17 protein-coding genes are annotated in these 19762 nt (G+C 64.5%); 10 read left to right on the forward strand and 7 right to left on the reverse strand.

Annotation, left to right across the window (positions count from 1 at the left end; translation table 11 throughout):
- Positions 1–26: 26 nt before the first annotated feature.
- A complete protein-coding gene (locus AC4D2M_RS11220; protein ID WP_490891915.1) occupies positions 27–911 on the forward strand; it encodes a PfkB family carbohydrate kinase in 885 nt (294 codons plus the stop codon).
- Between the two features lie 46 nt (positions 912–957).
- The gene (locus AC4D2M_RS11225; protein WP_490891916.1) at positions 958–2052 is read left to right on the forward strand and encodes a LacI family DNA-binding transcriptional regulator; all 1095 of its coding nucleotides are present in this window, start codon (positions 958–960) and stop codon (positions 2050–2052) included.
- A gap of 6 nt (positions 2053–2058) precedes the next feature.
- Here the strand turns inward: AC4D2M_RS11225 and AC4D2M_RS11230 are convergent, their stop codons facing one another.
- Both AC4D2M_RS11230 and AC4D2M_RS11235 read right to left on the reverse strand, forming a co-directional pair.
- Positions 2059–2856, reverse strand: coding sequence for an MBL fold metallo-hydrolase (locus AC4D2M_RS11230; protein ID WP_490891917.1), 798 nt, complete (start codon positions 2854–2856; stop codon positions 2059–2061).
- A 3-nt stretch (positions 2857–2859) separates the two neighbouring features.
- Positions 2860–3750 (reverse strand): phosphoribosyltransferase, encoded by an 891-nt coding sequence (locus tag AC4D2M_RS11235; RefSeq protein WP_490891919.1) that lies wholly within the window; start codon positions 3748–3750, stop codon positions 2860–2862.
- Positions 3751–3868: 118 nt separating this feature from the next.
- Between AC4D2M_RS11235 and AC4D2M_RS11240 the strand changes: the two genes are divergently transcribed.
- Genes AC4D2M_RS11240 through AC4D2M_RS11250 form a run of 3 tightly spaced genes read left to right on the forward strand, consistent with a single transcriptional unit; the run spans position 3869 to position 7061 of the window.
- On the forward strand, positions 3869–4147 hold the full coding sequence (locus AC4D2M_RS11240) for a hypothetical protein (RefSeq protein WP_490891921.1): 279 nt from the start codon (positions 3869–3871) through the stop codon (positions 4145–4147).
- A complete protein-coding gene (locus tag AC4D2M_RS11245; protein ID WP_490891923.1) occupies positions 4144–5283 on the forward strand; it encodes a baeRF2 domain-containing protein in 1140 nt (379 codons plus the stop codon). The genes AC4D2M_RS11240 and AC4D2M_RS11245 overlap by 4 nt, the downstream gene beginning before the upstream one ends.
- Positions 5283–7061: a thiamine pyrophosphate-requiring protein gene (locus AC4D2M_RS11250; RefSeq protein WP_490891925.1), complete on the forward strand. Its 1779-nt coding sequence runs from the start codon at positions 5283–5285 to the stop codon at positions 7059–7061. Before AC4D2M_RS11245 ends, AC4D2M_RS11250 begins: the two co-directional genes overlap by 1 nt.
- An 11-nt stretch (positions 7062–7072) precedes the next feature.
- On the opposite strand, the gene AC4D2M_RS11255 is transcribed toward AC4D2M_RS11250, so the two are convergent.
- Entirely contained in the window at positions 7073–7885 is an 813-nt protein-coding gene (locus AC4D2M_RS11255; protein WP_490891926.1) for a phosphatase PAP2 family protein, read from the reverse strand.
- A gap of 64 nt (positions 7886–7949) precedes the next feature.
- Here AC4D2M_RS11255 and AC4D2M_RS11260 point away from each other — a divergent pair, with 64 nt between their 5' ends.
- On the forward strand, positions 7950–8597 hold the full coding sequence (locus AC4D2M_RS11260; protein WP_490891928.1) for a pyridoxine/pyridoxamine 5'-phosphate oxidase: 648 nt from the start codon (positions 7950–7952) through the stop codon (positions 8595–8597).
- Positions 8598–8665: 68 nt separating this feature from the next.
- Here AC4D2M_RS11260 and AC4D2M_RS11265 read toward each other — a convergent pair whose 3' ends face one another.
- Positions 8666–9499: an aldo/keto reductase gene (locus AC4D2M_RS11265; RefSeq protein WP_490891932.1), complete on the reverse strand. Its 834-nt coding sequence runs from the start codon at positions 9497–9499 to the stop codon at positions 8666–8668.
- A gap of 98 nt (positions 9500–9597) precedes the next feature.
- On the opposite strand from AC4D2M_RS11265, the gene AC4D2M_RS11270 reads away from it, so the two are divergent.
- Complete coding sequence (locus tag AC4D2M_RS11270) at positions 9598–10716, forward strand: DNA polymerase IV (RefSeq protein ID WP_490892077.1); 1119 nt, start codon at positions 9598–9600, stop codon at positions 10714–10716.
- 114 nt (positions 10717–10830) lie between these two features.
- Here AC4D2M_RS11270 and putP read toward each other — a convergent pair whose 3' ends face one another.
- Positions 10831–12330 carry a sodium/proline symporter PutP gene (gene putP, locus AC4D2M_RS11275; RefSeq protein WP_490891934.1) on the reverse strand — a complete coding sequence of 500 codons (1500 nt, stop codon included), beginning with the start codon at positions 12328–12330 and terminating at the stop codon, positions 10831–10833.
- 133 nt (positions 12331–12463) lie between these two features.
- Between putP and AC4D2M_RS11280 the strand changes: the two genes are divergently transcribed.
- Positions 12464–13012, forward strand: coding sequence for an acyl-CoA thioesterase (locus AC4D2M_RS11280; protein ID WP_490891936.1), 549 nt, complete (start codon positions 12464–12466; stop codon positions 13010–13012).
- Between the two features lie 21 nt (positions 13013–13033).
- Here AC4D2M_RS11280 and AC4D2M_RS11285 read toward each other — a convergent pair whose 3' ends face one another.
- Both AC4D2M_RS11285 and AC4D2M_RS11290 read right to left on the reverse strand, forming a co-directional pair.
- Positions 13034–13192, reverse strand: a complete 159-nt coding sequence (locus AC4D2M_RS11285) for a hypothetical protein (protein ID WP_490891939.1) — start codon at positions 13190–13192, stop codon at positions 13034–13036.
- Positions 13193–13270: 78 nt separating this feature from the next.
- Positions 13271–15211 carry an acyl-CoA dehydrogenase family protein gene (locus AC4D2M_RS11290; RefSeq protein WP_490891940.1) on the reverse strand — a complete coding sequence of 647 codons (1941 nt, stop codon included), beginning with the start codon at positions 15209–15211 and terminating at the stop codon, positions 13271–13273.
- 213 nt (positions 15212–15424) lie between these two features.
- On the opposite strand from AC4D2M_RS11290, the gene AC4D2M_RS11295 reads away from it, so the two are divergent.
- Positions 15425–17548, forward strand: a complete 2124-nt coding sequence (locus tag AC4D2M_RS11295; RefSeq protein ID WP_490891941.1) for an FG-GAP-like repeat-containing protein — start codon at positions 15425–15427, stop codon at positions 17546–17548.
- 101 nt (positions 17549–17649) lie between these two features.
- A complete protein-coding gene (malQ, locus tag AC4D2M_RS11300; RefSeq protein ID WP_490891942.1) occupies positions 17650–19722 on the forward strand; it encodes a 4-alpha-glucanotransferase in 2073 nt (690 codons plus the stop codon).
- The last annotated feature ends 40 nt before the right edge of the window (positions 19723–19762 follow it).

Raw genomic sequence — 19762 nt, forward strand, 5'->3', positions numbered from 1 at the left:
ATTCATCACCGAACGGGTAAGGGCTCATGAGGGCCCTGGGGTTCGGAGACAACATCATTGACCGGTACCTCGACCGTCGAAAGCTCTACCCGGGCGGCAACTGCGCCAACTACGCTGTGTTCGCTCGCCGGCTCGGAGCCGATTCATCCTACCTGGGAGTCTTCGGGTCAGACGAGCACGGCCGCTTCATCAAGGCGGCCCTCCAAGCGGAGGGCGTGGACGTGAGCCGGTCCGTGACCAAGGACGGGCCGAGTGGCGTCTCGACTATCAGCATTGTCGACGGCGATCGGGTCTTCGGCGGATGGAACGGAGGCGGCGTCACCGTCAGCAGTCCCCTTGAACTCGACGATGATCTGCTGAGCTATGTCTCCGGATTCGACCTGGTCCATTCGAGTGTCTACTCCCGTTCCGAGAAGGAACTGCCCAAAGTGCGCTCCCTCGGTCCCTTGGTCAGCTATGACTTCTCCAGCGAGGCGGAATTTCGCACCAGCGCCTACTTTGGCCTGGTCTGCCCGGCTGTCGATCTCGCGCTTATATCGTGTTCCGGCCTCACCCTCGATGAGACCCACCGGGTCCTGGCCGATCTGGTGGGACATGGTGCCGGTGTGGCGCTCGGCACCCGGGGTGCGGCGGGGGCGGTTGTCTATGACGGGAGGGCTTACATCAGTGCCCCTCCTGCTCCGATACCTGCCACGGACGGGCCCATTGACACGATGGGGTGCGGAGATGCCTTCCTGGCCGCTTTCGCAGTGACGCTGTCAGCCGGTGATTGGAGCCGCGAGGCAACGCCCGCAGAGGTAACGATCCGGGAAGCACTGCTCGCCGGCGCCGCATTCGCCGCCGGACAGTGTCTCGTGGAGGGTGCGTTCGGGCACGGTATCGCGGATTCCCACGCGACCGTTACGATGTGACATGCTGAGCCGGGTGCGCGGACTTACACACAGAATGATGATCTGAATGGCTGCGGAACGCGATCGGAGCGTCGCTCCTCCTACTATTTCGGAGGTGGCCGCTGAAGCCGGAGTAGGGCGCGCCTCAGCGGCTCGTACGCTCGGCGGGTACGGGTATGTGAGTCCTGAACTGCGGGAAAGGGTCCTCAAAGCCGCAGAAAAACTCGGGTATCGTGCGAACGCGCTCGCACGCAGTATGTCGACCGGTGTCAGCCACACTCTCGGACTCATCGTGGCAGATATAGGCAACCCATTCTTTGCCGGCGTGACCAGAGGGATCAGTGATTTCTCCCGCAAGAGGGGCTTCGACACAATCGTCCTCAGCACCCACGAGGATCTCGGGGAGGAGAAAGCCGCCGTTGGGGTACTGGTCGACAAACGTGTAGACGGCATGATTATCGCATCGGCCGCCGTGGGACGGGACGATGTAGCGCACATCCAGGATGCGATAGATCGCGGCATCCCTGTGGTCCTGGTTGACCGCGCAGTTGAGCACTTGGCGCTCGACTCAGTTGTCATAGATAACAGGGAGGCGAGTCGTCGCGCGGTCAACCACTTGATCGATCACGGACACCGGCGCATCGGATTCGTCTGGGGTCCGCCGGTTCAGAAACCCGTGACGACGCGCCGCGCTTTGAGCGCCGCCGCTGCGCGGAACTTGTGGACCGACGGGGAGAGGCTCAGGGGCTATCTGGATGCCCTCGACGACGCCGGGATACCCTTCAACGCTGACCTGGTGATGACAGGTGCGAAGACGGAGAAGAACGCGACTGTGGCCGTCGAACGGATGTTGTCCCTCGACGACCGGGTGACCGCCCTCTTCTGTACAGAAAACGATGCACTCACCGGCGCCCTTCGCGCCGTGCGAGCCAGCGGGCTCAGCTATCCCTCGGATGTTTCACTGATCGGATTCGACGACAGTTCATGGGCGGCTGTGATGGAACCGCCACTGACCATGATCGAGCAACCAATGCTTGAGCTCGGCGCACGCGCCGCCGAAACGTTGCTCAGCGAGATCGCAGGAGTAGCACCGTCACGGACTATGCACACACTCGAGGCACGCTTTATCGAGAGGGCCTCTGTCGGCAGGCGGAATCCCTGATTCCCCTTAGGGGGAATCGCAACGCAGGAAGTGCAACTGCGCCGCCACCGACTGCTCCGCTGCACGGCGCACGGAAGGGTCGACGTCGGCGTACACCCGGTCGGTGACGGAGCCGACGTCGGCCTGCTCCGCTGAGAGGCCAAGCGCCAGGAGCGCAGCCCGCACCTGATCGAGCCGCTCCAGGCGGTGCGTCCGGTACGCGCGGGTGATGTCGCCGAGGTCCGGAAGGATTGGGCCGTGCGCTGGCAGGACGGTCGCGCTTCCCATCGCCTCGAGCGCGTCGAGTGACCGCAAGTAGTCGCCCAGTGTCCCGTCCGGGTAACTGAGCACCGTGGTGCCGCGGCCGAGGATAGTGTCCCCGGTGAGGACGGAACCGTCGGGGCCGTCGTCGGGCAGGTGAAAGCACACTGAATCGGCGGTGTGCCCCGGCGTGGCGAGGACGTTGATCCGCACTCCGCCGGCGGAGAGAACCTCGCCGTCGGCCAGCGAATTGGCGCCGTGACAGTATTCCTGGTCGAGCGCGCGCACCGGAGCGCCCGTCAATTCATGGAACCGGGCACTTGCCTCCGTGTGGTCCCGGTGATGGTGGGTGATGAGCACCAGACTCACGGGCCCTGCTGACTGCAAGGCATCGAGGTGTGCATCGTCCAGCGGGCCCGGATCAACCACCGCGACGGCTTCCGATTCCGGGGAAGCGATGACGTAGGAGTTGGTACCGTCGAGGCTCATGGGCCCCGGGTTGGGTGCAAGCCGGAAACGGGTCAGCGGCCCGCTGGGCGTGAGGGCGTCGTCGTTCTGGGTCACCTGCTAGCGGACTGTCTCGCGGACCTCACCGAAGGGGACCTCGGGGGAGACCTCAGCCTGCGTGTCGGGTCCGAGGCCCGTGGTGATCAGGACGCCATGCTCGCCTCCGGCCACGGACTGCTTGAGAACGGGTATCACGGCAGCAGCGGTGCTGTCGTCCAGTCTCGCGAGGTAGGCGCGGTAGGAATCGGGGAGGTCTGCGTAATCCGTCATGGTCCCCAAACTACGCCCGCGTGCCTCGCGCAACAACCGCTGAACCTCCTCATCCTTCACCTGCTCGAAGCGGTGGTAGGCACTGCCCACCGCCGGCAGGTTCGCAGCGGACCAGGGGTTGATCAGTTCGTCAACCAGTTCACCGACCGTTTCCGCAGCGGAGGTCAGGAATACCGGCGCAGCGGCGATGATCCGGGAAGCACCGGCACTCCGGAGGGCGGCCACTGCGGCGCGCATCGTGGCTCCGGTGGCTACGCCGTCGTCGACAATCACCACGGTCTCACCGTCCACTGCGAGCGGCTCCATCCCCCCGCGGTAGAGCCGTTCACGACGCAGGAGTTCGGCCTGCTCACGTTCAGCAACACGGGCGAAGACAGCGTCGGCATCCCTGAGGCCAGCCAGGACATGGGCGTTACGGACGGTCTCGATCGAGCCGCCGATCGAGGCGATTGCGCCCATCGCCAGCTCGGGAAATTCCGGGACGCCCACCTTACGCACCATCACGACGTCGAGCGCCGCTTCATATACATCGGCCACCACCGCGGCGACCGGAACGCCGCCCCGCGGCAGGCCGAGGACCAACGGCTTACTGCCGGCCAGTGCCGGTTCCAGCGCGATGGTCAGTTGCCGACCGGCGTCTTCACGGTCAGCGTAGCGGCCACGTTCTGTTCGCGGTGTCATCTTCCAGCCCTGCTCGGCGGAGGGGTCTTTTATTCGAGCTCAGAGAATGATAGACCGACAGTAACCTTAGCATTTGCGAGTCAGACGGCACCGACCCCGACGAAGAAGGAGACAGGTCATGGCAGAGCGGGGCAATACCACCCACGGTCCAAACCTGGACGATCAGCTCAAACACGAAACTCAGGGGCTGGTACAGGGGAACCACCCCACGCGCGCCGAAGAATGGCGCGAGGCGGAAACCATGGACGACGGCGAGGGCGAGATTACGGTCCAGGACGTTCAGCCGGACTACGACCCGGGGATCGACCCGGCGCAGGCGAGCGACGCTGCCGATGACGGGCCGCTCACCGAGACGATCGAGGAAAAAGTCAGCAATGACGAAGAGGAGTCGAAGTGACCAGCACCTTGCACACGCTTGCAGATCTGTACCGGAAGCCCGGTCCATGGCTCACCGTTTATACGGATGCCAGCACCGGTACGGTCGACTCGCTCCACGCAGACGACGTCCGCCCCGAGAACATTGCAGCTGCCCTTGAGGAGGCTGGCGCGTCCAAGGACGACCGTAAGGCGGTGGCCGACGCCCTTCGCCAGTCGGCAAAGGGTATGCCGGATCCAGTGGCCCGCCTGATCGTCGCGAGGAACGGGACTGTGGAACTGGACGAGTTCCTCCCGGGACCTCTTGCCCTGCCGGAATTCACTTCCGTAAACGATGTCCCGAATCTGTGCCCCCTGCTCTGGCACCGCCCGGACGATTTCGCCTACGTGGTAGCTGAGGTGGGCCGGGACGGCGGTGAAATCCACCTTCGCCACGCAAACGGCCTGCAGGACGACAACACGGTGCATGTCGAGGGCTCGACCGAGAACCTCAAGAAGGTAGAGCGCGGAGGCTGGTCCCAGGGTCGTTACCAGCACCGGACGGAGAGCATCTGGAAGGCCAACGCCGCCGATATTGCCGGTGAGATTGACCGGATTGTTCGCAGCTGCCGCGCGAGACTGCTCGTTGTGGCCGGAGACATCCGGGCCAGGGGGCTCGTGGCGGAGCAGCTGAGTGAGCAGTCCAAGGAGATCCTCACGATCATCGAGAGCCACAGCCGCACCGATGGAGCGGACAAGGAAGCCTACGCTCAGGAAATCGACAAGCGGGTTGCCGAGTGCATCGCGCGCAGGCAGACTCAACTGCTTGAGCGGTTGAACAATCAGAAGTCCCGGCCCAACCCTGAGTCGACCGAAGGCATCGGGTCGGTGGTACACGCGCTCCAGCAGGCCCAGGTCGACACACTGCTCCTTGAAACCGAGGGCCTCCACGGTCACCGGCTGCTCGCCTTGGGAGCGGAACCGTGGACTACCGAGGTGGACGGGGAAACAGCGGGCGCACCCGTGCTCGGAGAGGTGCCGGCGCCGTCCGCGTTGCTGCGTGCGGCGGTGCTCACAGACGCAGAGGTGGCGCTGTTCCCCTCGGGCGCGCTCGACGGAGGGCCAGTGGCCGCGCTGTTGCGCTGGCCGGTGGGACCAACCGTACCTGTCGCCGGCTGATGGGTGACCGGCTGGTAGCTGACGCCGTCATTGAACGGTTGACCGCATGGGGCGTCGACCGGGTGTTCGGCTATAGCGGTGACGGAATCAACCCGGTGCTCGGCGCGATGCGGCGCGCCGGGGCACCAGAGTTCGTTCAGGCCCGCCACGAGGAGAATGCCGCCTTCATGGCGGTCGGCCACGCCAAGTACACCGGCGGCGTCGGAGTGGTGCTTTCGACGCAGGGTCCGGGCGCCGTGCACCTCCTTAACGGACTGTACGACGCGCGGATGGACAGCGTGCCCGTGGTGGCCGTAGTAGGACAACAGAGCCAAACGGTGCTCGGCTCGGCCTACCAGCAGGAAATCGATCTGCAGAGCCTGTTCAAGGACGTCGCCTCGGGTTTCCGACAGCAGGTGAACAGCCCAGACCAGGCGCCCATGGTGATCGACCGGGCATTCAAGGCGGCGCTTGCCACCCGGTCTCCTGCCGTCGTCATCCTTCCCCACGACGTGCAGCAGGAGCCCGCGCCGGAACTCGAGCACGAGCATGGCGTCATCCCCTCCGCAGCGCTCTGGAGTCCGGGGACGGTTATCCCGCAAAAGCAGGACGTGCACGACGCCGCCGCGCTTGTGAATTCCGGATCGAAACTTGCGCTGCTCGTCGGGCAGGGAGCGCGGGGTGCGCAGGCAGAGGTGGTGGCGCTCGCGGAGAAGCTGGGCGCCGCCGTCGTCACGAGCCTGCTGGGGAAGCCGTACGTCGATGAAACCCTGCCCTACGCGGCGGGCACCATGGGCCATTTGGGCACCACCGCCAGCGGGTGGGTAATGGCGAACTGCGACACCCTGCTGATCATCGGGTCGAATGATCCGTGGACCGAGTTCTACCCTCCTCCGGGTGCCGCGCGCGCTGTGCAGATCGACAGCGATGCAAAGGCGATCGGAAACAGGTACCCGGTCGAGGTGGCGGTGACGGGGGATGCTGCCGAATCGCTCCGAGCTCTCCTGCCGCTGGTCGAGGGACGCATCGGGTGGCGTGGCGATGTCGAACGGCACGTCGACGCGTGGCGGGGGCTCAACGAAGCCCGCGCCATGACCCCGGCGAATCCCGTGAACCCGGAGCGCGCTGTCCGGGAACTGAACGGGCGCCTCCCCGATAACGCGCAGGTGGCAGTCGACGTCGGCAGCTGCGTCTACTGGTATGCCCGCCAGTTGCACCTGCCAAGCGGTGTGCCCGCGCATCTGTCGAGCACGCTGGCGAGCATGGGATGCTCCCTTCCATACGGAATTGCGGCGAAGCTCTCAGCTCCGGACCGGCCCGTAGTGGCGCTGACCGGTGACGGCGGCATGCAGATGACCGGGATGGCCGAACTGATCACGGTCAGTCGGCTCTGGAAGAGCTGGGCCAACCCCGTCTTCGCCATCTGCATCCTCAACAACCTCGACCTCGCCGAAGTCAGCTGGGAACAACGCGAAACCGAAGCGGAACCTCGTTTCCCGGACAGCCAGGACATCCCCGACGTGGATTACTCGGGTTTCGCGAAGCTCCTCGGACTGGATGGGATGAGGGTGGAAAACCCGGACGACGTCGGCCCCGCCTGGGACCGCGCGCTGGCCGCTGACCGCCCCTTTGTTCTGGACGTCCGCACTGACGCCGGCATCCCGTTGCTTCCGCCGTTCCCGGCCGGTGAGACCTTGGCGGAGTCGATGGAGGAGGGTCTGGAGGCCGAGGAAAATGCCCACGCTCTGGAGCTGCTGCGTGAGTATGTCCGGCTGGAACGGACGCACAACCCGAACTGAAGGCACCCGAACTAGCTGGCGGAAGCCGGTCCCCGCCGCTCACGCCGGTAGTTCCGGAAAGTCAGCAACAGCCGGTGGGCAGTGATCACCAACGCCAGCCAGGCAAGCCCGAGGGTCCAGGCCACGGCCACGTCGGTGACCCAGTGATGCCCGAGATATACGCGTGAGAGACCCATCGTGAAGGCGAAGAGGACGGCTGCTGTGACGGTCAATGCCCGAGCCCGTTTCGAGTGCTGACGCAGTACCAGCAGGTAAGCCAGGATACCGGAAATCACGACGGCGTTGAGCGTATGCCCGCTGGGAAATGACGCTGACATTTCGTACGGCGGCACTGCGAACTCGCGGTCCGGGCGAAGCCGCCCGATGGCGTCCTTGCTCAGGACCGTCATCAGGAGGGAGCCGCCGGCGGCGGCGACCATCAAAATCAGCGGCGTATATGAGCGCCGGGCCACCACGAGGGCAATTGTTGCACCGAGCGCGAGGATGGGCATGCCGAGCGGTCCGCCGATATGCGTGTATGCCGTGACTGCACCGTTCAGCCACGGCGATCGCATGGCGAGGGCAGTATCGAGGGCGGGCTGGTCAAGGACCGCGATTCCGTCTTCATCCGACACCGCTTCATAAACTTCGGCTGAGGCAACCGTGAGGGCCACGGCTCCGCCGATGCCGATAGCCATCAGCAGCAGGAGCGCCCACCGGGGCCCCACCCACTGCGCCAGCCGCCGAACGCAGGTGACCAGAAACCGACCGACCGGCGTCGCCCACCGGGTCAGGTCTCGTGTACCGACGTGATGTTCTTCGTGCTCCGGTTCCTGAAATGACATCTTTCGAGGGTAGCAACGCTGCCCGTAACCCGCTGGCCGCAGGGACGCGGCGTAGGCTGGCCGCATGAACACACCAGCCCAAAATCTGCTGCGCGGCTTGCCCGTGTTCCCCGAGGAGATGCGGCCGTTCGATCCGGCCTCCGCGCCCGAATCCCCGCTGGACCTGTTCACCCAGTGGCTCGGCGCAGCGATCGACGACGGCGTCCCCGCCCCTCACGCGGTCACCGTCTCGACAACCGACGACGACGGGCGCCCTGACGCACGCGTGGTCATCCTCAGAGACCTCGACGGCCGCGGATTTTCCTTCGCCACCAGCAGCGACAGCCCCAAAGGTCGGCAGCTTCAGGCAACGCCCTACGCCGCGCTGACCTTTTTCTGGCAAGCGGCTGGCAGGCAGGTGCGCGTCAGCGGCGCCGTGACGCCGGGAACGGCCGAAGAGAACGACGCCGACTTCCGCCGCCGCCATCCCGCTGCACGTGCGCTGGTGCTGGCCGGGCCGCAGAGCGATGTCATTGCCGAGGGAGAATCGGTGAGCGCCGCCGTCGAGCGTGAACTCGAGGGGATCGAGGACAGGGGATCGGCAACGTGGACGGTCTACACGGTGGCGCCGGAGCGCGTGGAGTTCTGGCAGGCCGACCCTGAGCGCCGCCATACCCGCCTGCGGTACGTGCGCAGTGGTGAGGGCTGGCGTCGCGAGGTCCTCTGGCCATAGCCCCCGAAGTTTTGTCGCCTATCTGCCGTTGGAACGCGGCCAAAGGCGCAGATAGGCGACAAAAATTCCTAGTGGCCGAAGGAGTCCGAGTCCGTGATGTCGCCGTCTCCGGTGTCGAGCGCGGACAGCGACTCCACCTCATCCTGGGTGAGCTCGAAGCCGAACAGGTTGATGTTCTGCTTGATCCGCAATGGATTGGCCGACTTCGGAATTGCCACGAGTCCGAGCTGAAGGTGCCACCGCAGGACGATCTGCGCCGGCGTCATGCCGTACTTGTCGGCGAGACGGTCCACGGCCGGATCCTGCAGCAGGTCGCTGCCCTTTCCGAGAGGGCTCCATGACTCAGTGACGATCCCATGCCTGGCGTGGAATTCGCGCGACTCACCCCGCGTGTGGCGAGGGTCGAGCTGGATCTGGTTGACGTCCGGCACGAGTCCCTCGTCGAGGACGCGCTGCAGGTGGGCAGGCTTGAAGTTGGAGACGCCGATAGCCCGAATCAGGCCGTCCTCACGCAGCGCAGCGAGACCCTTCACGGCATCGACGTAGCGGTCCTGAGCCGGATTGGGCCAGTGCACCAGCAGGAGGTCGATGTAGTCGACGCGCAACCGGGTAGCGCTCTGTTCGAATGCCTTCCGGACGCCGTCGACGCTGTGCCACTGCTGGTTGAACTTGGTGGTGATGAATACCTGATTCCGCTCAATCCCTGACCGCCGGATCCCTTCACCGACCCCAGCTTCATTGCCGTAGTTCTCTGCCGTGTCGAACAGGCGGTACCCCGCGGAGACGGCTTTCTCGACGGCGCCGGCTGCCTCGTCATCATCGAGCGGCCAGGTGCCCAGTCCGAGTACCGGAATGGACACACCGCTGAGAAGCTCGATGGTCGGTGCCGCTGCGTCAGTCATGTTCTCCTCGTATCGGTCGGTGGTGCGTGCGCTTCACCCCAGCTTTCTAGTTGGGACCGTGGTGCGTCAATCCGAAGTTCGACGAGCGTCTCGGCGAGATGGTGGTGCAGGAAGGAACGGGCAGGCAGACTGGAACCGTGAGTCAAGGCCACATCCCATGGGTGCTGCACGTTGATCTGGACCAGTTCATTGCTGCGGTCGAGGTGCTGCGCCGGCCCGAACTTGCAGGAAAACCGGTGATAGTGGGTGGCCGCGGCGATCCTGCGGAGCGCGCGGTGGTATCGACTGCGTCCTACGAGGCCCGTGCATTCGGCGTCGGCTCCGGAATGCCTTTACGCACCGCCGCACGCAAGGTGCCGGACGCTGTGATCCTGCCCGTTGATTCCGAGGCGTACCTGCCCGTATCGGAGACGGTAATGGCCACCCTGCGCGCTCAACCGGCTGCCACCGTTCAGGTGCTGGGCTGGGATGAAGCCTTCGTGGGAGTCGAAACTGGTGACCCGGAGGGATATGCCCGGCGCATGCAGGATGCGGTGCTTGAGAGCACGCAGTTGCACTGCAGCGTCGGTATCGGCGACACCCTTGTGCGGGCCAAGGTCGCCACGGGGTTCGCCAAACCGGCAGGAGTTTTCCGCCTCACCGTGGATAACTGGCTGCACGCGATGGGGGACCGGCCCACCATCGACCTGTGGGGTGTCGGGCCCAAGGTTTCCCGCCGTCTGGCAGGGCTCGACATCACGACCGTCGCGCAGCTCGCCGCCTGTGATCCCCTCGATCTCGTCCCGGAGTTCGGGCCGAAGATGGGCCCGTGGTACGCACAACTTGGTCGCGGTGACGGCGAGCGGCTGGTCGATGACACTCCGTGGATTCCTCGCGGGCACAGCCGGGAGACGACCTACCAGCAGGATCTGGCGGATCCCACGCAGGTGGACAAAGCCGTACGGGTACTCGTGGCGCGGGTCCTTGAGGACGTCGTCGCTGAGGATCGCCCCGTGATCGGTCTGACGCTCAAGGTGCGGTACGCACCGTTCTTCACCAAGACGTATGCGAAGCGCATTCCCGAAACCTTTGATCGCGACGTCGTGCTGGCCCGTGCCCTGGAGCTCGTCGGGAAAATCGAACCGGGGCGGCCCATCCGGCTTCTTGGTTTCCGGGCGGAAATGCCGATGCCGGAGGAAGCGCGGAAGGGGCATACGCCGACACGCAGCGGCTGGTGAGTGCACCGTCGTCGTTGCCGTCCTGCCGTTGAACGTACAGCGGCTCCCCGGAAGCCGCAGCAACCGGGGAGCCGATGTAGACACGAAGGGGAAACCCCAATCAGGAAGTTCTGATTAGGAGACCGTGACCGGTTCCTTGCGCTCGGAGACGCCGCGAACGGCCTCGTCGAACTCGGCTTCGATCTCCGCGTTCGGCTTCCAGGTCAGCCGGCTGACGACGACGGCGACAACCAGGTTGGCGATGAATGCCGGCACGATCTCGTACATCGTGGACGAGAGCGGCGAATTGCCCCACGCGAAGACGATTGCGGCGCCGACGATCATCCCGGACAGCGCGCCGGGCATCGTCAGTTTCCGCCAGAACAGCGACAGCAGTACGGCAGGGCCGAAGGAGGCACCGAAGCCGGCCCACGCGAACGCGACCAGCGAGAGGATGGACTCGTTGCGGCCGGACGCGAGGACGATCGCAACGATCGCGACGACCAGCACGCCAAGTCGACCGAGGATCACGCCCTGCTTCGCGCTGAGGGTCTTCTTGGAGACCATGTTGTAGAGGTCCTCGACCAGCGCGGAGGAGCACACCACGAGCTGCGACGAGATGGTGCTCATGATTGCCGCGAGCACCGCAGCGAGGACGATCCCGGCAACGAACGGGTGGAAGAACGCCTGTGACAGCGAAAGGAAGACGGCCTCAGGATCAGCAAGCGTGAGCTGGGGGTTCTGCTGGAAGTAGGCGATGCCCACCAGCGCAGTAGCAACTGCACCGAGAACAGTGAGGATCATCCAGCTGATACCGATCCTGCGTCCGGCAACGGCGTCCTGCGGGCTGCGCAGCGCCATGAAACGGACAATGATGTGTGGCTGGCCGAAGTAGCCGAGGCCCCAGGCGGCAGCGGAGATGATGGCCAGAACAGAACCGCCGGCGACGAAGTTGAGCATGGACGGGTCCACTGCGTTGATCGACTCCGTCATTCCGGTGAAGCCGCCCACCTGGACGAACCCGATGATCGGCACGACGATCAGCGCGAGCAGCATGAGAAGTCCCTGGGCTACATCGGTGAACGTTGCACCCATGAAGCCTCCGAACAGCGTGTAGGCGATCGTGACCACCGCGACGATGATCATGCCGAGGGTGTAGCTGGAGTTGAAGGACGACTCGAAGAAGACGCCGCCGGCAACCATGCCGGAGGAGACGTAGAACGTGAAGAACACCAGGATGAGGATGCCGGAGACGATACGGAGAACCCTCGAACGGTCCTTCAGCCGGTTCTCAAGGAAGCTGGGCACGGTGATCGAGTTGTTCGATACCTCCGTGTAGCTGCGTAACCGCGGCGCAACGAACTTCCAGTTCAACCATGCGCCAATGGTCAGGCCGATGGCGATCCAGACCTCAATCAGGCCGGACAGGTAGATCGCGCCGGGGAGTCCGAGCAGCAGCCACCCCGACATGTCGGAGGCTCCAGCACTGAGCGCTGCAACGCCCGGCTTGAGCCCGCGGCCGGCGAGCATATAGTCATCGAGGTCGGACGTTTTCCGGTAGGCGTACCAGCCGATTCCCAGCATGGCGATCATGTAAAGCGCCATGGCAAGGTATTGCCAGGTCTGGTCAGTCATGGATTCCTTTCACAGTTTCCTTGGAGTTGGCTGAGTGCAGCCGTCCACTATTCCAAGAACCCACACCGCATGGCTAATAAGGTGAGTTGTCTCACGATCCATCCGGACGGTTACTCACCGGTAATATGGCAAAATGCACCTGTTTTTCCGGACACTCTGGATCCTGTTCGCTTCCCGGCGTCGACCGCCCGTCAGTATTTGGGATCCGGCGTCCTTGCCGCTGCGGGTTCGGCTCACCGACATTGACATCGCCATGCACGTCAACAACGGCATGTACCTCTCGCTGATGGACCTCGGCAGGTTCGATCTCATGATCCGGAGCGGTGTTTGGAAGATGATGCGCCGCAAAGGGTGGAGCCCTGTGGTCAATGCCGAAACCATCACGTTCCGGAAGTCCCTTCAGCTCGGCCAGCGCTACACCATTGAAACGCGGATTATGGGCTTCGATGAGCGCGCCATCTACTTCGAGCAGCGCATGGTGAACGACGACGAAATTTACGCACGCGCCTACATCGCCACCCGCCTGCTCAGCGTCCAGGGACCCGTTGCGAACGCTGAAATTTTCGGGGCGTTCGGGAACCCGCCGGAGGATATGGTTCTACCGGAATGGATTCATGAATGGCGCGCGAACACTGCCCTACCCAGCACCCGCCGCCCCGCTCCACACGAATGGTCAGCGTAGGGGCGAGAGAAACCGCAGGTATCAGGCTCCGTTGAGAACGGCACTGACGACCACGAAGACCACCACCGCGAGAATCAGGACGGCGATGCCGCCCATCATGACGTAGCTGACTTTCTTTTGACCCTTTGGGGTGAGATCGCCGTCGTCGGTTGAGTGCTGCTTGTCGGGTGTCTCATTCATTGGGTGTCCTCACGGTCGGTCCTTGCTACTTTTCCATCGTAGGAAGTTGCGGATGAAATGGAAAGGAAGCTTATTATCTCAGCGATACCTTCGATGCAGGTCCGCCGGCTGTCCGTCGGAAGGCTCCTGTCCGGTCTCCCCGTCCGGTTCGGCGATCCACGGGCCGGTTCCCTCCGACGGGTCGAGGACGCCCTCCTCGAGCCACTCATGACGGCCGTCAAGGACACTGCGCGCAAGCCGGTAATCCGTGCTGTCGGTGTTCTTCCACAGCTCGGTGAAGAGCTGCTCGATCCGCAGCCGTGATTGTCGGCAGAAGGCATCCGCAAGATCGATTGCTTCCCGCCGTCCCTGGCCCTCAAGGTGTTTGGCGTGCGCGCAGGTTGCCGCCATCGCGAACAGTTCCGCTCCGATATCCACGATGCGCCCCAGGAACACCTGCCGGTGCTCGAGCTTGGCCTGCCACCGCGCCATCCCCATGAACGTATGTCGGGCAAGGCGCCGCGATGCCCGCTCAACGTAACGCACGTGCCCGGCGAGCCGCCCGAAATCGGTGTAGGAACGCGGTGAAAGACCCGGTCCTGCAAGCAGTTGCGGCAACCAGCCCGCATAGAAGCTGCTGGCACCGGCGGCCGCCTTCGCCTTCGCTAACAGGTCAGCGTCCGACGACGCGAGGTCACCTGCCGCGGCAAGGTGAGCGTCGACTGCCTCCCTGGCAATGAGCAGGTGCATGATCTCGGAAGAACCCTCGAAGATCCGGTTGATGCGCAGGTCGCGCAGTTGCTGTTCGACCGGAATGGCCCGTTCCCCGCGCGCTTTCAGGGAAGCAGCCGTCTCGTACCCCCTGCCACCACGGATCTGCATCAGTTCATCGGCGATGCGGTAGGCCATTTCGCTGGACCACAGCTTGGCAAGTGCCGCTTCGATTCGGACGTCCTTCTGCCCGGAATCAGCGAGGGCCGCCGAGAGCTCGAAGACGGACTCGAGAGCGAACGCGGTCGCAGCGATGAAGGAAATCTTCTGCGCGACCGCCTCATGCTTGCCGATCGGCCTGCCCCACTGCACCCGGGCATTCGACCATTCACGCGCAATCTTGAGTGACCATTTACCTGCGGCAGCGCAGTTCGCGGGGATTGAGAGCCGTCCGGTATTCAGGGTGGTCAGCGCGATCTTCAGCCCCTGCCCCTCCTTACCCAGACGATTCGCGATCGGGATCCTCACGTTCTCGAATCGGGTGACGCCGTTTTCAATGCCGCGCAGACCCATGAAGGCGTTGCGGTGCGTCACCGTAATACCCGGCGTATCCGCTTCCACCACGAAGGCGGAGATGCCGCCCGGGCCGCCGCTGTGTGCCGGTACCTTTGCCATCACCACCACCAGTTCGGCGATTACTCCGTTGGTGGTCCAGAGCTTGCTGCCGTTGAGTACATACGTGCCGTCGTCGTCATTGCGGGTGGCAGTCGCGCTCAACCGTGCGGGATCGGACCCGACATCGGGTTCGGTGAGCAGGAAAGCCGAGATCGCGCCGGAGGCGCAACGGGGGAGATACTCGCCTTTCTGCTCCGGCGTGCCGAACATGCGAACAGGCTCAGGTACGCCGATGGACTGGTGGGCGGAGACGAGGGCGCCGAGGCTGGGGTGGACGGAGGTGAGCAGCATCAGTGCCCGCCCGTAATAGGCCAGAGACAGTCCGAGTCCGCCGAAATCCTTCGGGATTTTGATACCGAAGACACCCAGGGAAGCCAGATCCTTTAGGTACTCATCGGGGATGCGTGCGTCCCGTTCGATCACCTGCCCGTCCATGTTCGAAAGAATTGCGGCCAGCCGGGAGAGGAACTCCTCGCCGTCGTCGTTCCCGGTGTAAGTCGAGGAGGGTCGGGGGTGAATCAGAGAGATGTCGCAGCGGCCCAGATAGAGACCCTTGGCAAAGCTGGGCCGCGTCCATTCCGTTTCCCTGGCGGACTCAGCCACCTTCCGGGATTCGCGCTCGTTGACGTTCTCCTGAAGTGTTTCGGCGCCCATGGCAGCCCCCTTCAACGGCAGGCTCCGCCAGCCGGAACCCGGCGATGGACTAATGCTACTCCTGAGTAGCAAAACTGCATCCTAGCGACACATTCCCGATCAAAGGAACGACCTCGATTCATTCCCAAGAATTGTCCAAGGAATGGGGCGCAAAGTGGGCGAACCGAGCCGGTAGTAAGCACGGTTTCGGTTCTGAAACGAGGGAGCTCTGAAATGTCCAACCATCCACACGCGGTTGATCCCCCGAAGGACCGCCGCACATTACGTCTCACATCATCAGCAACAATTTCAGCGATGCTCGTGGCGGTACTCGCCCCGCTTGCCGCTGCACCCGCGCAGGGCGCTACCGCCGCCACAGGCCCCGTCAGCACTCTCCATGGTTATCCCGAGTGGTATGACGATGGCACAGTCAAGCTCGCGCTGTGCTACGAGGCCGGACAGGGCTGCCTGTCCGAGCCGCCGAACCCGGAGGCGCCGGCCTCCTACCCAGACAACTTCCCGGACGAGTCCTTCTGGTTCCAGGCCGCTGCCGAGGTGGGCACTATTGGGTCTTACGAGGCCGCGCTGGAGGCAGCGCACGCGAACGAAGCCGTGATTCCGGGGGACCAGATTGGTTTCGGTCGACTTCGGTTCCGCTTCGAGGGCCTTACGCCGAACTCGGATTACACCATCGCCCATCCCTACGGGACGCATACATTCACCTCCGATGGCGAGGGCTTCATCAACCAGACCATCGACGACGGCTGCCTCGACACGCCCTGTGACTGGAATGAAGTCGGTGCGGCGTTCCTCGGGGACTACGCGGTGGGCACTACCGCGACCTTCCTGAAGCAGACCACTGCCCCGGCGGGCACTATCGGTGACATCAACACCGCCCGAACCGTGACTGGAGCACCTTCCGGTCTGAACGGAGTGACGGTGACTGACGCGAGCGGAGCTGTTCTTGCCTCGACAACGCTATTCACCGTTCAGGGCCTGATCGCCACGGTTGTTGACGGCTCCCCGTCCACCCCTAACCTGAACGATGCAAGTGACAGCGGCCGTTCAAACGCTGACAATATCACCAACGTAAACCTGCCGACCTTCACCGGGACGACGACGGCGGATGCGCCCGTTGACCTCCTGGTTGATGGTGTTGTGGCCGCTTCCGGCGTAGCAGGGGCTGATGGCAGCTTCTCGCTGACCCCGGCGACACCCCTTGCGGATGGGGCGCACGCCGTGCGGGCCCAGATCCCCGACCCGGCCACTGCCGGGGCATTCCTCACGTCGGCGGCGCTGAACATTCACGTGGACACAGTGGCCCCGGCCGCTTCCGTCGTGGCACCATTGCCGTCCAATCCCACAGCGGACGACACGCCGACGCTGCACTTCACGTCGGAAGCAAACGCCCGCTTCGAGTGCCAGTTGCTTCCCAGCAACTCGATATTCGCACCGTGCACCTCGCCCCACACCTACGACTCGCAGCTGAATGGCGACTATACGTTCAACGTCAGGGCCACCGACGTCGCCGGGAACACCGGAGCCAACGCCACTTACTCCTGGCGGATCGGTCCCGCAACACCACCGCCGCCGCCGACCGCTGAGCAGAAGGACATGAACGGCGACGGCAATCCTGACCTCGTGGCACGGGACTCCGGCGGACGGCTCTGGCTCTACCCGTCGACTTCATCCGGCGGTTTCGGAACTCGGGTCCAGATCGGCAGCGGTTGGGGTTCGATGAACGCCATCCTGCAGCCGGGTGACTTCAACGGCGACGGACACTCCGACATCATGGCCCGCGATACGTCCGGACGGCTCTGGCTCTACACCGGAACCGGCACCGGCAGAATCAACGGTGGCGCGCTGATCGGTTCGGGCTGGGGCGGCATGACTGCCCTCGTTACGCCGGGTGACTTCAACGGTGACCGAAAGGTTGATCTGCTCGCCCGTGACAGTGGCGGACGGCTGTACCTCTACCCGGGTAACGGCGCCGGCGGTTGGGGCACCCGCACCCAGCCCGGTTCCGGCTGGGGTGGGTTCACTGCCATCCTCAGCACCGGTGATTTCAGCGGCGACGGGCGCTCCGACGTCATCACACGCACCTCCGGCGGAGCCTTGTGGCTCTACCGGGGTAACGGCACCGGCGGCTTCGGCACAGCGAATCAGATCGGATCCGGCTGGAACGGCTTCACCCTGACCGGCCCGGGAGCTTGGGGCACCGCTGATGCACACAGCGACCTCGTAGCCCGCGACAGCGCCGGAGCCCTGTGGCTCTACCGCGGAAGCGGCACGGGAGGGTTCGTCGGATCCCGGACGCAGATCGGCGGGGGCTGGGGCGGGTTCACCATCGTCCAGTAACGCTTCGATTCCGCAGTGATAAGAGAAGATCCCCTCCCGCTCAGGCGGGAGGGGATCTTCTCCGTGAGGCACAAACCGGGGGGAGCCAATAGATTAGGAAGATGCCTGAGCTCACACCACTCCAGCAACTTGCCGAGCAGCACCGCGTCGGAATCACTTTCAAAGGCTGGGACGACACTCCACAGACGGTCAGCGATGCAACTCTCGTTGCGGTCCTTACCGCCCTGGGCGTTCCCTGCACAACGGACGACGACGTGGCGGCCTCCCTGAGCGCAGCGGAAGTAGCGCCGTGGCTGCGGACACTGCCCGCCGCCGTCGTCATTCGGGAGGGCGATGCAACCGAAGTGCCGGTGAACGTACCGTCGGGCAGCTCGCCGACCCTCCGCATTCTGCTCGAGGACGGGTCTGAACGGTCACTGACCGTAGACGCCGCGCGAAACCAGGAGATGGACGGCAAGAGCATCAGCCGGTTCACGGTGGAGATCCCGCTTGACCTCCCGTTGGGCTGGCACACGCTCGTCGCGGATGACGGCTCCACCGAGAGCAGCTGCGCGCTCGTCGCGACTCCGCGCAAGCTCAGCACCGCAGACGGTTTGACCCGGACCTGGGGGCTCATGGCACAGCTGTACTCCGTACGGTCACGATCGTCATGGGGCATCGGTGACCTCGATGACCTCGCACGCCTCGCTGAGGTGTCCGCCGCCAAGGACGCAGGCTTCGTACTGATCAACCCGCTGCACGCTGCCCAGCCGAAGCCGCCGGTGGAGGCATCTCCATATCTGCCGAGCACCCGCAGGTTTTTCAACCCGATCTACCTGCGTGTGGAGAACATCGCCGAGCTCGAGGCTCTCTCCGACCCGGACGCTGAGGTCATCCGGGATCTGGCGGGGAAGTTCGAGACGGCAAACCTGAATGCGGAGAGGATTGACCGGGATCCGAGCTACGCCGCCAAGCTGCAGGCTCTTGAGCTCGTCTTCGGCGTACAGCGCACACCTGAACGGGAAGACGCTTTCGGCAGGTTCCGCCGGGAAGCAGGGCCGGGGCTGGAAAACTTCGCGCTGTGGTCGGCGCTCGCCGAGAAGCTGCCCGAGGGAGCACCCGAGTGGAATGATCCCGAATTCCTCGAAGCGCAGCGGGTACAGCTCGCTGACCGTATCGAGTTCCATGCCTGGCTGCAGTGGCTTTGTGATGAGCAGCTGGAAGCAGCCCAGCGGGCCGCCACGGACGCCGGGATGAATCTCGGCATCATGCACGACCTCGCGGTAGGGGTTCACCCGGCTGGTGCGGATGCGTGGACGTTGCGCGACGTACTGGCCTCCGGGATCAGCGTCGGCGCGCCACCGGACATGTTCAACCAACAGGGCCAGGACTGGGCGCAGCCGCCGTGGCATCCGGAACGGCTCGCAGAATCCGGTTACGCCGCGTACCGCGACATGCTGCGCACCATCCTCCGACACGCCGGAGGCATCCGGATCGACCACATCCTCGGCCTCTTCAGGCTGTGGTGGATCCCGCAGGGGCAGATGCCCGGCGACGGCGCGTACGTGTACTACGACCACGAGGCGCTCATCGGCATCCTCGCGCTGGAGGCCGAGCGGGCCGGCGCCGTCGTCGTCGGTGAGGACCTCGGCGTCTTCGAGCCGGGCGTGCAGGAGTACCTGGCCGAGCGCGGCGTGCTCGGCACGTCCATCCTGTGGTTTGAGTACGACGACGAGGAGCCCCGCCCCGCGGAGCAGTACCGGACGGCGTGCCTCACCACGGTCACCACACACGACCTTCCGCCAACCGCGGGATACCTCGCCGGCAGGCACGTCGAACTGCGCGAGCAGCTCGGTCTGCTGGGCAGGCCCGTGAAGGAGGAGAAGGCTGCGGACCGGGAGGCCCAGGAGCAGGTGCTCTCGCTTGTCCGTTCAACGACCGGCATCGAGCCCTCCACGGCGCAGGAAACGGTCGAAGCAATGCACTCGTTCATCGCGAAGACTCCGTCGGTGCTGCTCGGAGTGGCGCTGACCGACGCCGTCGGTGAGGAGCGCACGCAGAACCAGCCCGGGACCACAGCCCAGCAGTATCCCAACTGGCAGGTACCGCTGGCAGGGCCGGACGGCGTCGTGCTGGTTGAAGACCTGTCCGGGTTGCAGCGGTTCGATTCGCTGGTTCGCGCTCTGCGACGCTGATTCCGCGCGCTACCTTTCGTCGCGCCGGGATGACCGTTCA

Source organism: Arthrobacter sp. TJ-270, from assembly GCF_058269075.1.

Excerpts from the sequence above, each read along its gene's own strand:
- AC4D2M_RS11220 (WP_490891915.1), top strand. The coding sequence starts at position 27 with ATGAGGGCCCTGGGGTTCGGAGACAACATCATTGACCGGTACCTCGAC.
- AC4D2M_RS11225 (WP_490891916.1), top strand. The coding sequence starts at position 958 with ATGGCTGCGGAACGCGATCGGAGCGTCGCTCCTCCTACTATTTCGGAG.
- AC4D2M_RS11235 (WP_490891919.1), bottom strand. The coding sequence starts at position 3,750 with ATGACACCGCGAACAGAACGTGGCCGCTACGCTGACCGTGAAGACGCC.
- AC4D2M_RS11240 (WP_490891921.1), top strand. The coding sequence starts at position 3,869 with ATGGCAGAGCGGGGCAATACCACCCACGGTCCAAACCTGGACGATCAG.
- AC4D2M_RS11250 (WP_490891925.1), top strand. The coding sequence starts at position 5,283 with ATGGGTGACCGGCTGGTAGCTGACGCCGTCATTGAACGGTTGACCGCA.
- AC4D2M_RS11255 (WP_490891926.1), bottom strand. The coding sequence starts at position 7,885 with ATGTCATTTCAGGAACCGGAGCACGAAGAACATCACGTCGGTACACGA.
- AC4D2M_RS11260 (WP_490891928.1), top strand. The coding sequence starts at position 7,950 with ATGAACACACCAGCCCAAAATCTGCTGCGCGGCTTGCCCGTGTTCCCC.
- AC4D2M_RS11265 (WP_490891932.1), bottom strand. The coding sequence starts at position 9,499 with ATGACTGACGCAGCGGCACCGACCATCGAGCTTCTCAGCGGTGTGTCC.
- AC4D2M_RS11270 (WP_490892077.1), top strand. The coding sequence starts at position 9,598 with ATGGTGGTGCAGGAAGGAACGGGCAGGCAGACTGGAACCGTGAGTCAA.
- putP (WP_490891934.1), bottom strand. The coding sequence starts at position 12,330 with ATGACTGACCAGACCTGGCAATACCTTGCCATGGCGCTTTACATGATC.
- AC4D2M_RS11280 (WP_490891936.1), top strand. The coding sequence starts at position 12,464 with ATGCACCTGTTTTTCCGGACACTCTGGATCCTGTTCGCTTCCCGGCGT.
- AC4D2M_RS11285 (WP_490891939.1), bottom strand. The coding sequence starts at position 13,192 with ATGAATGAGACACCCGACAAGCAGCACTCAACCGACGACGGCGATCTC.
- AC4D2M_RS11290 (WP_490891940.1), bottom strand. The coding sequence starts at position 15,211 with ATGGGCGCCGAAACACTTCAGGAGAACGTCAACGAGCGCGAATCCCGG.
- AC4D2M_RS11295 (WP_490891941.1), top strand. The coding sequence starts at position 15,425 with ATGTCCAACCATCCACACGCGGTTGATCCCCCGAAGGACCGCCGCACA.
- malQ (WP_490891942.1), top strand. The coding sequence starts at position 17,650 with ATGCCTGAGCTCACACCACTCCAGCAACTTGCCGAGCAGCACCGCGTC.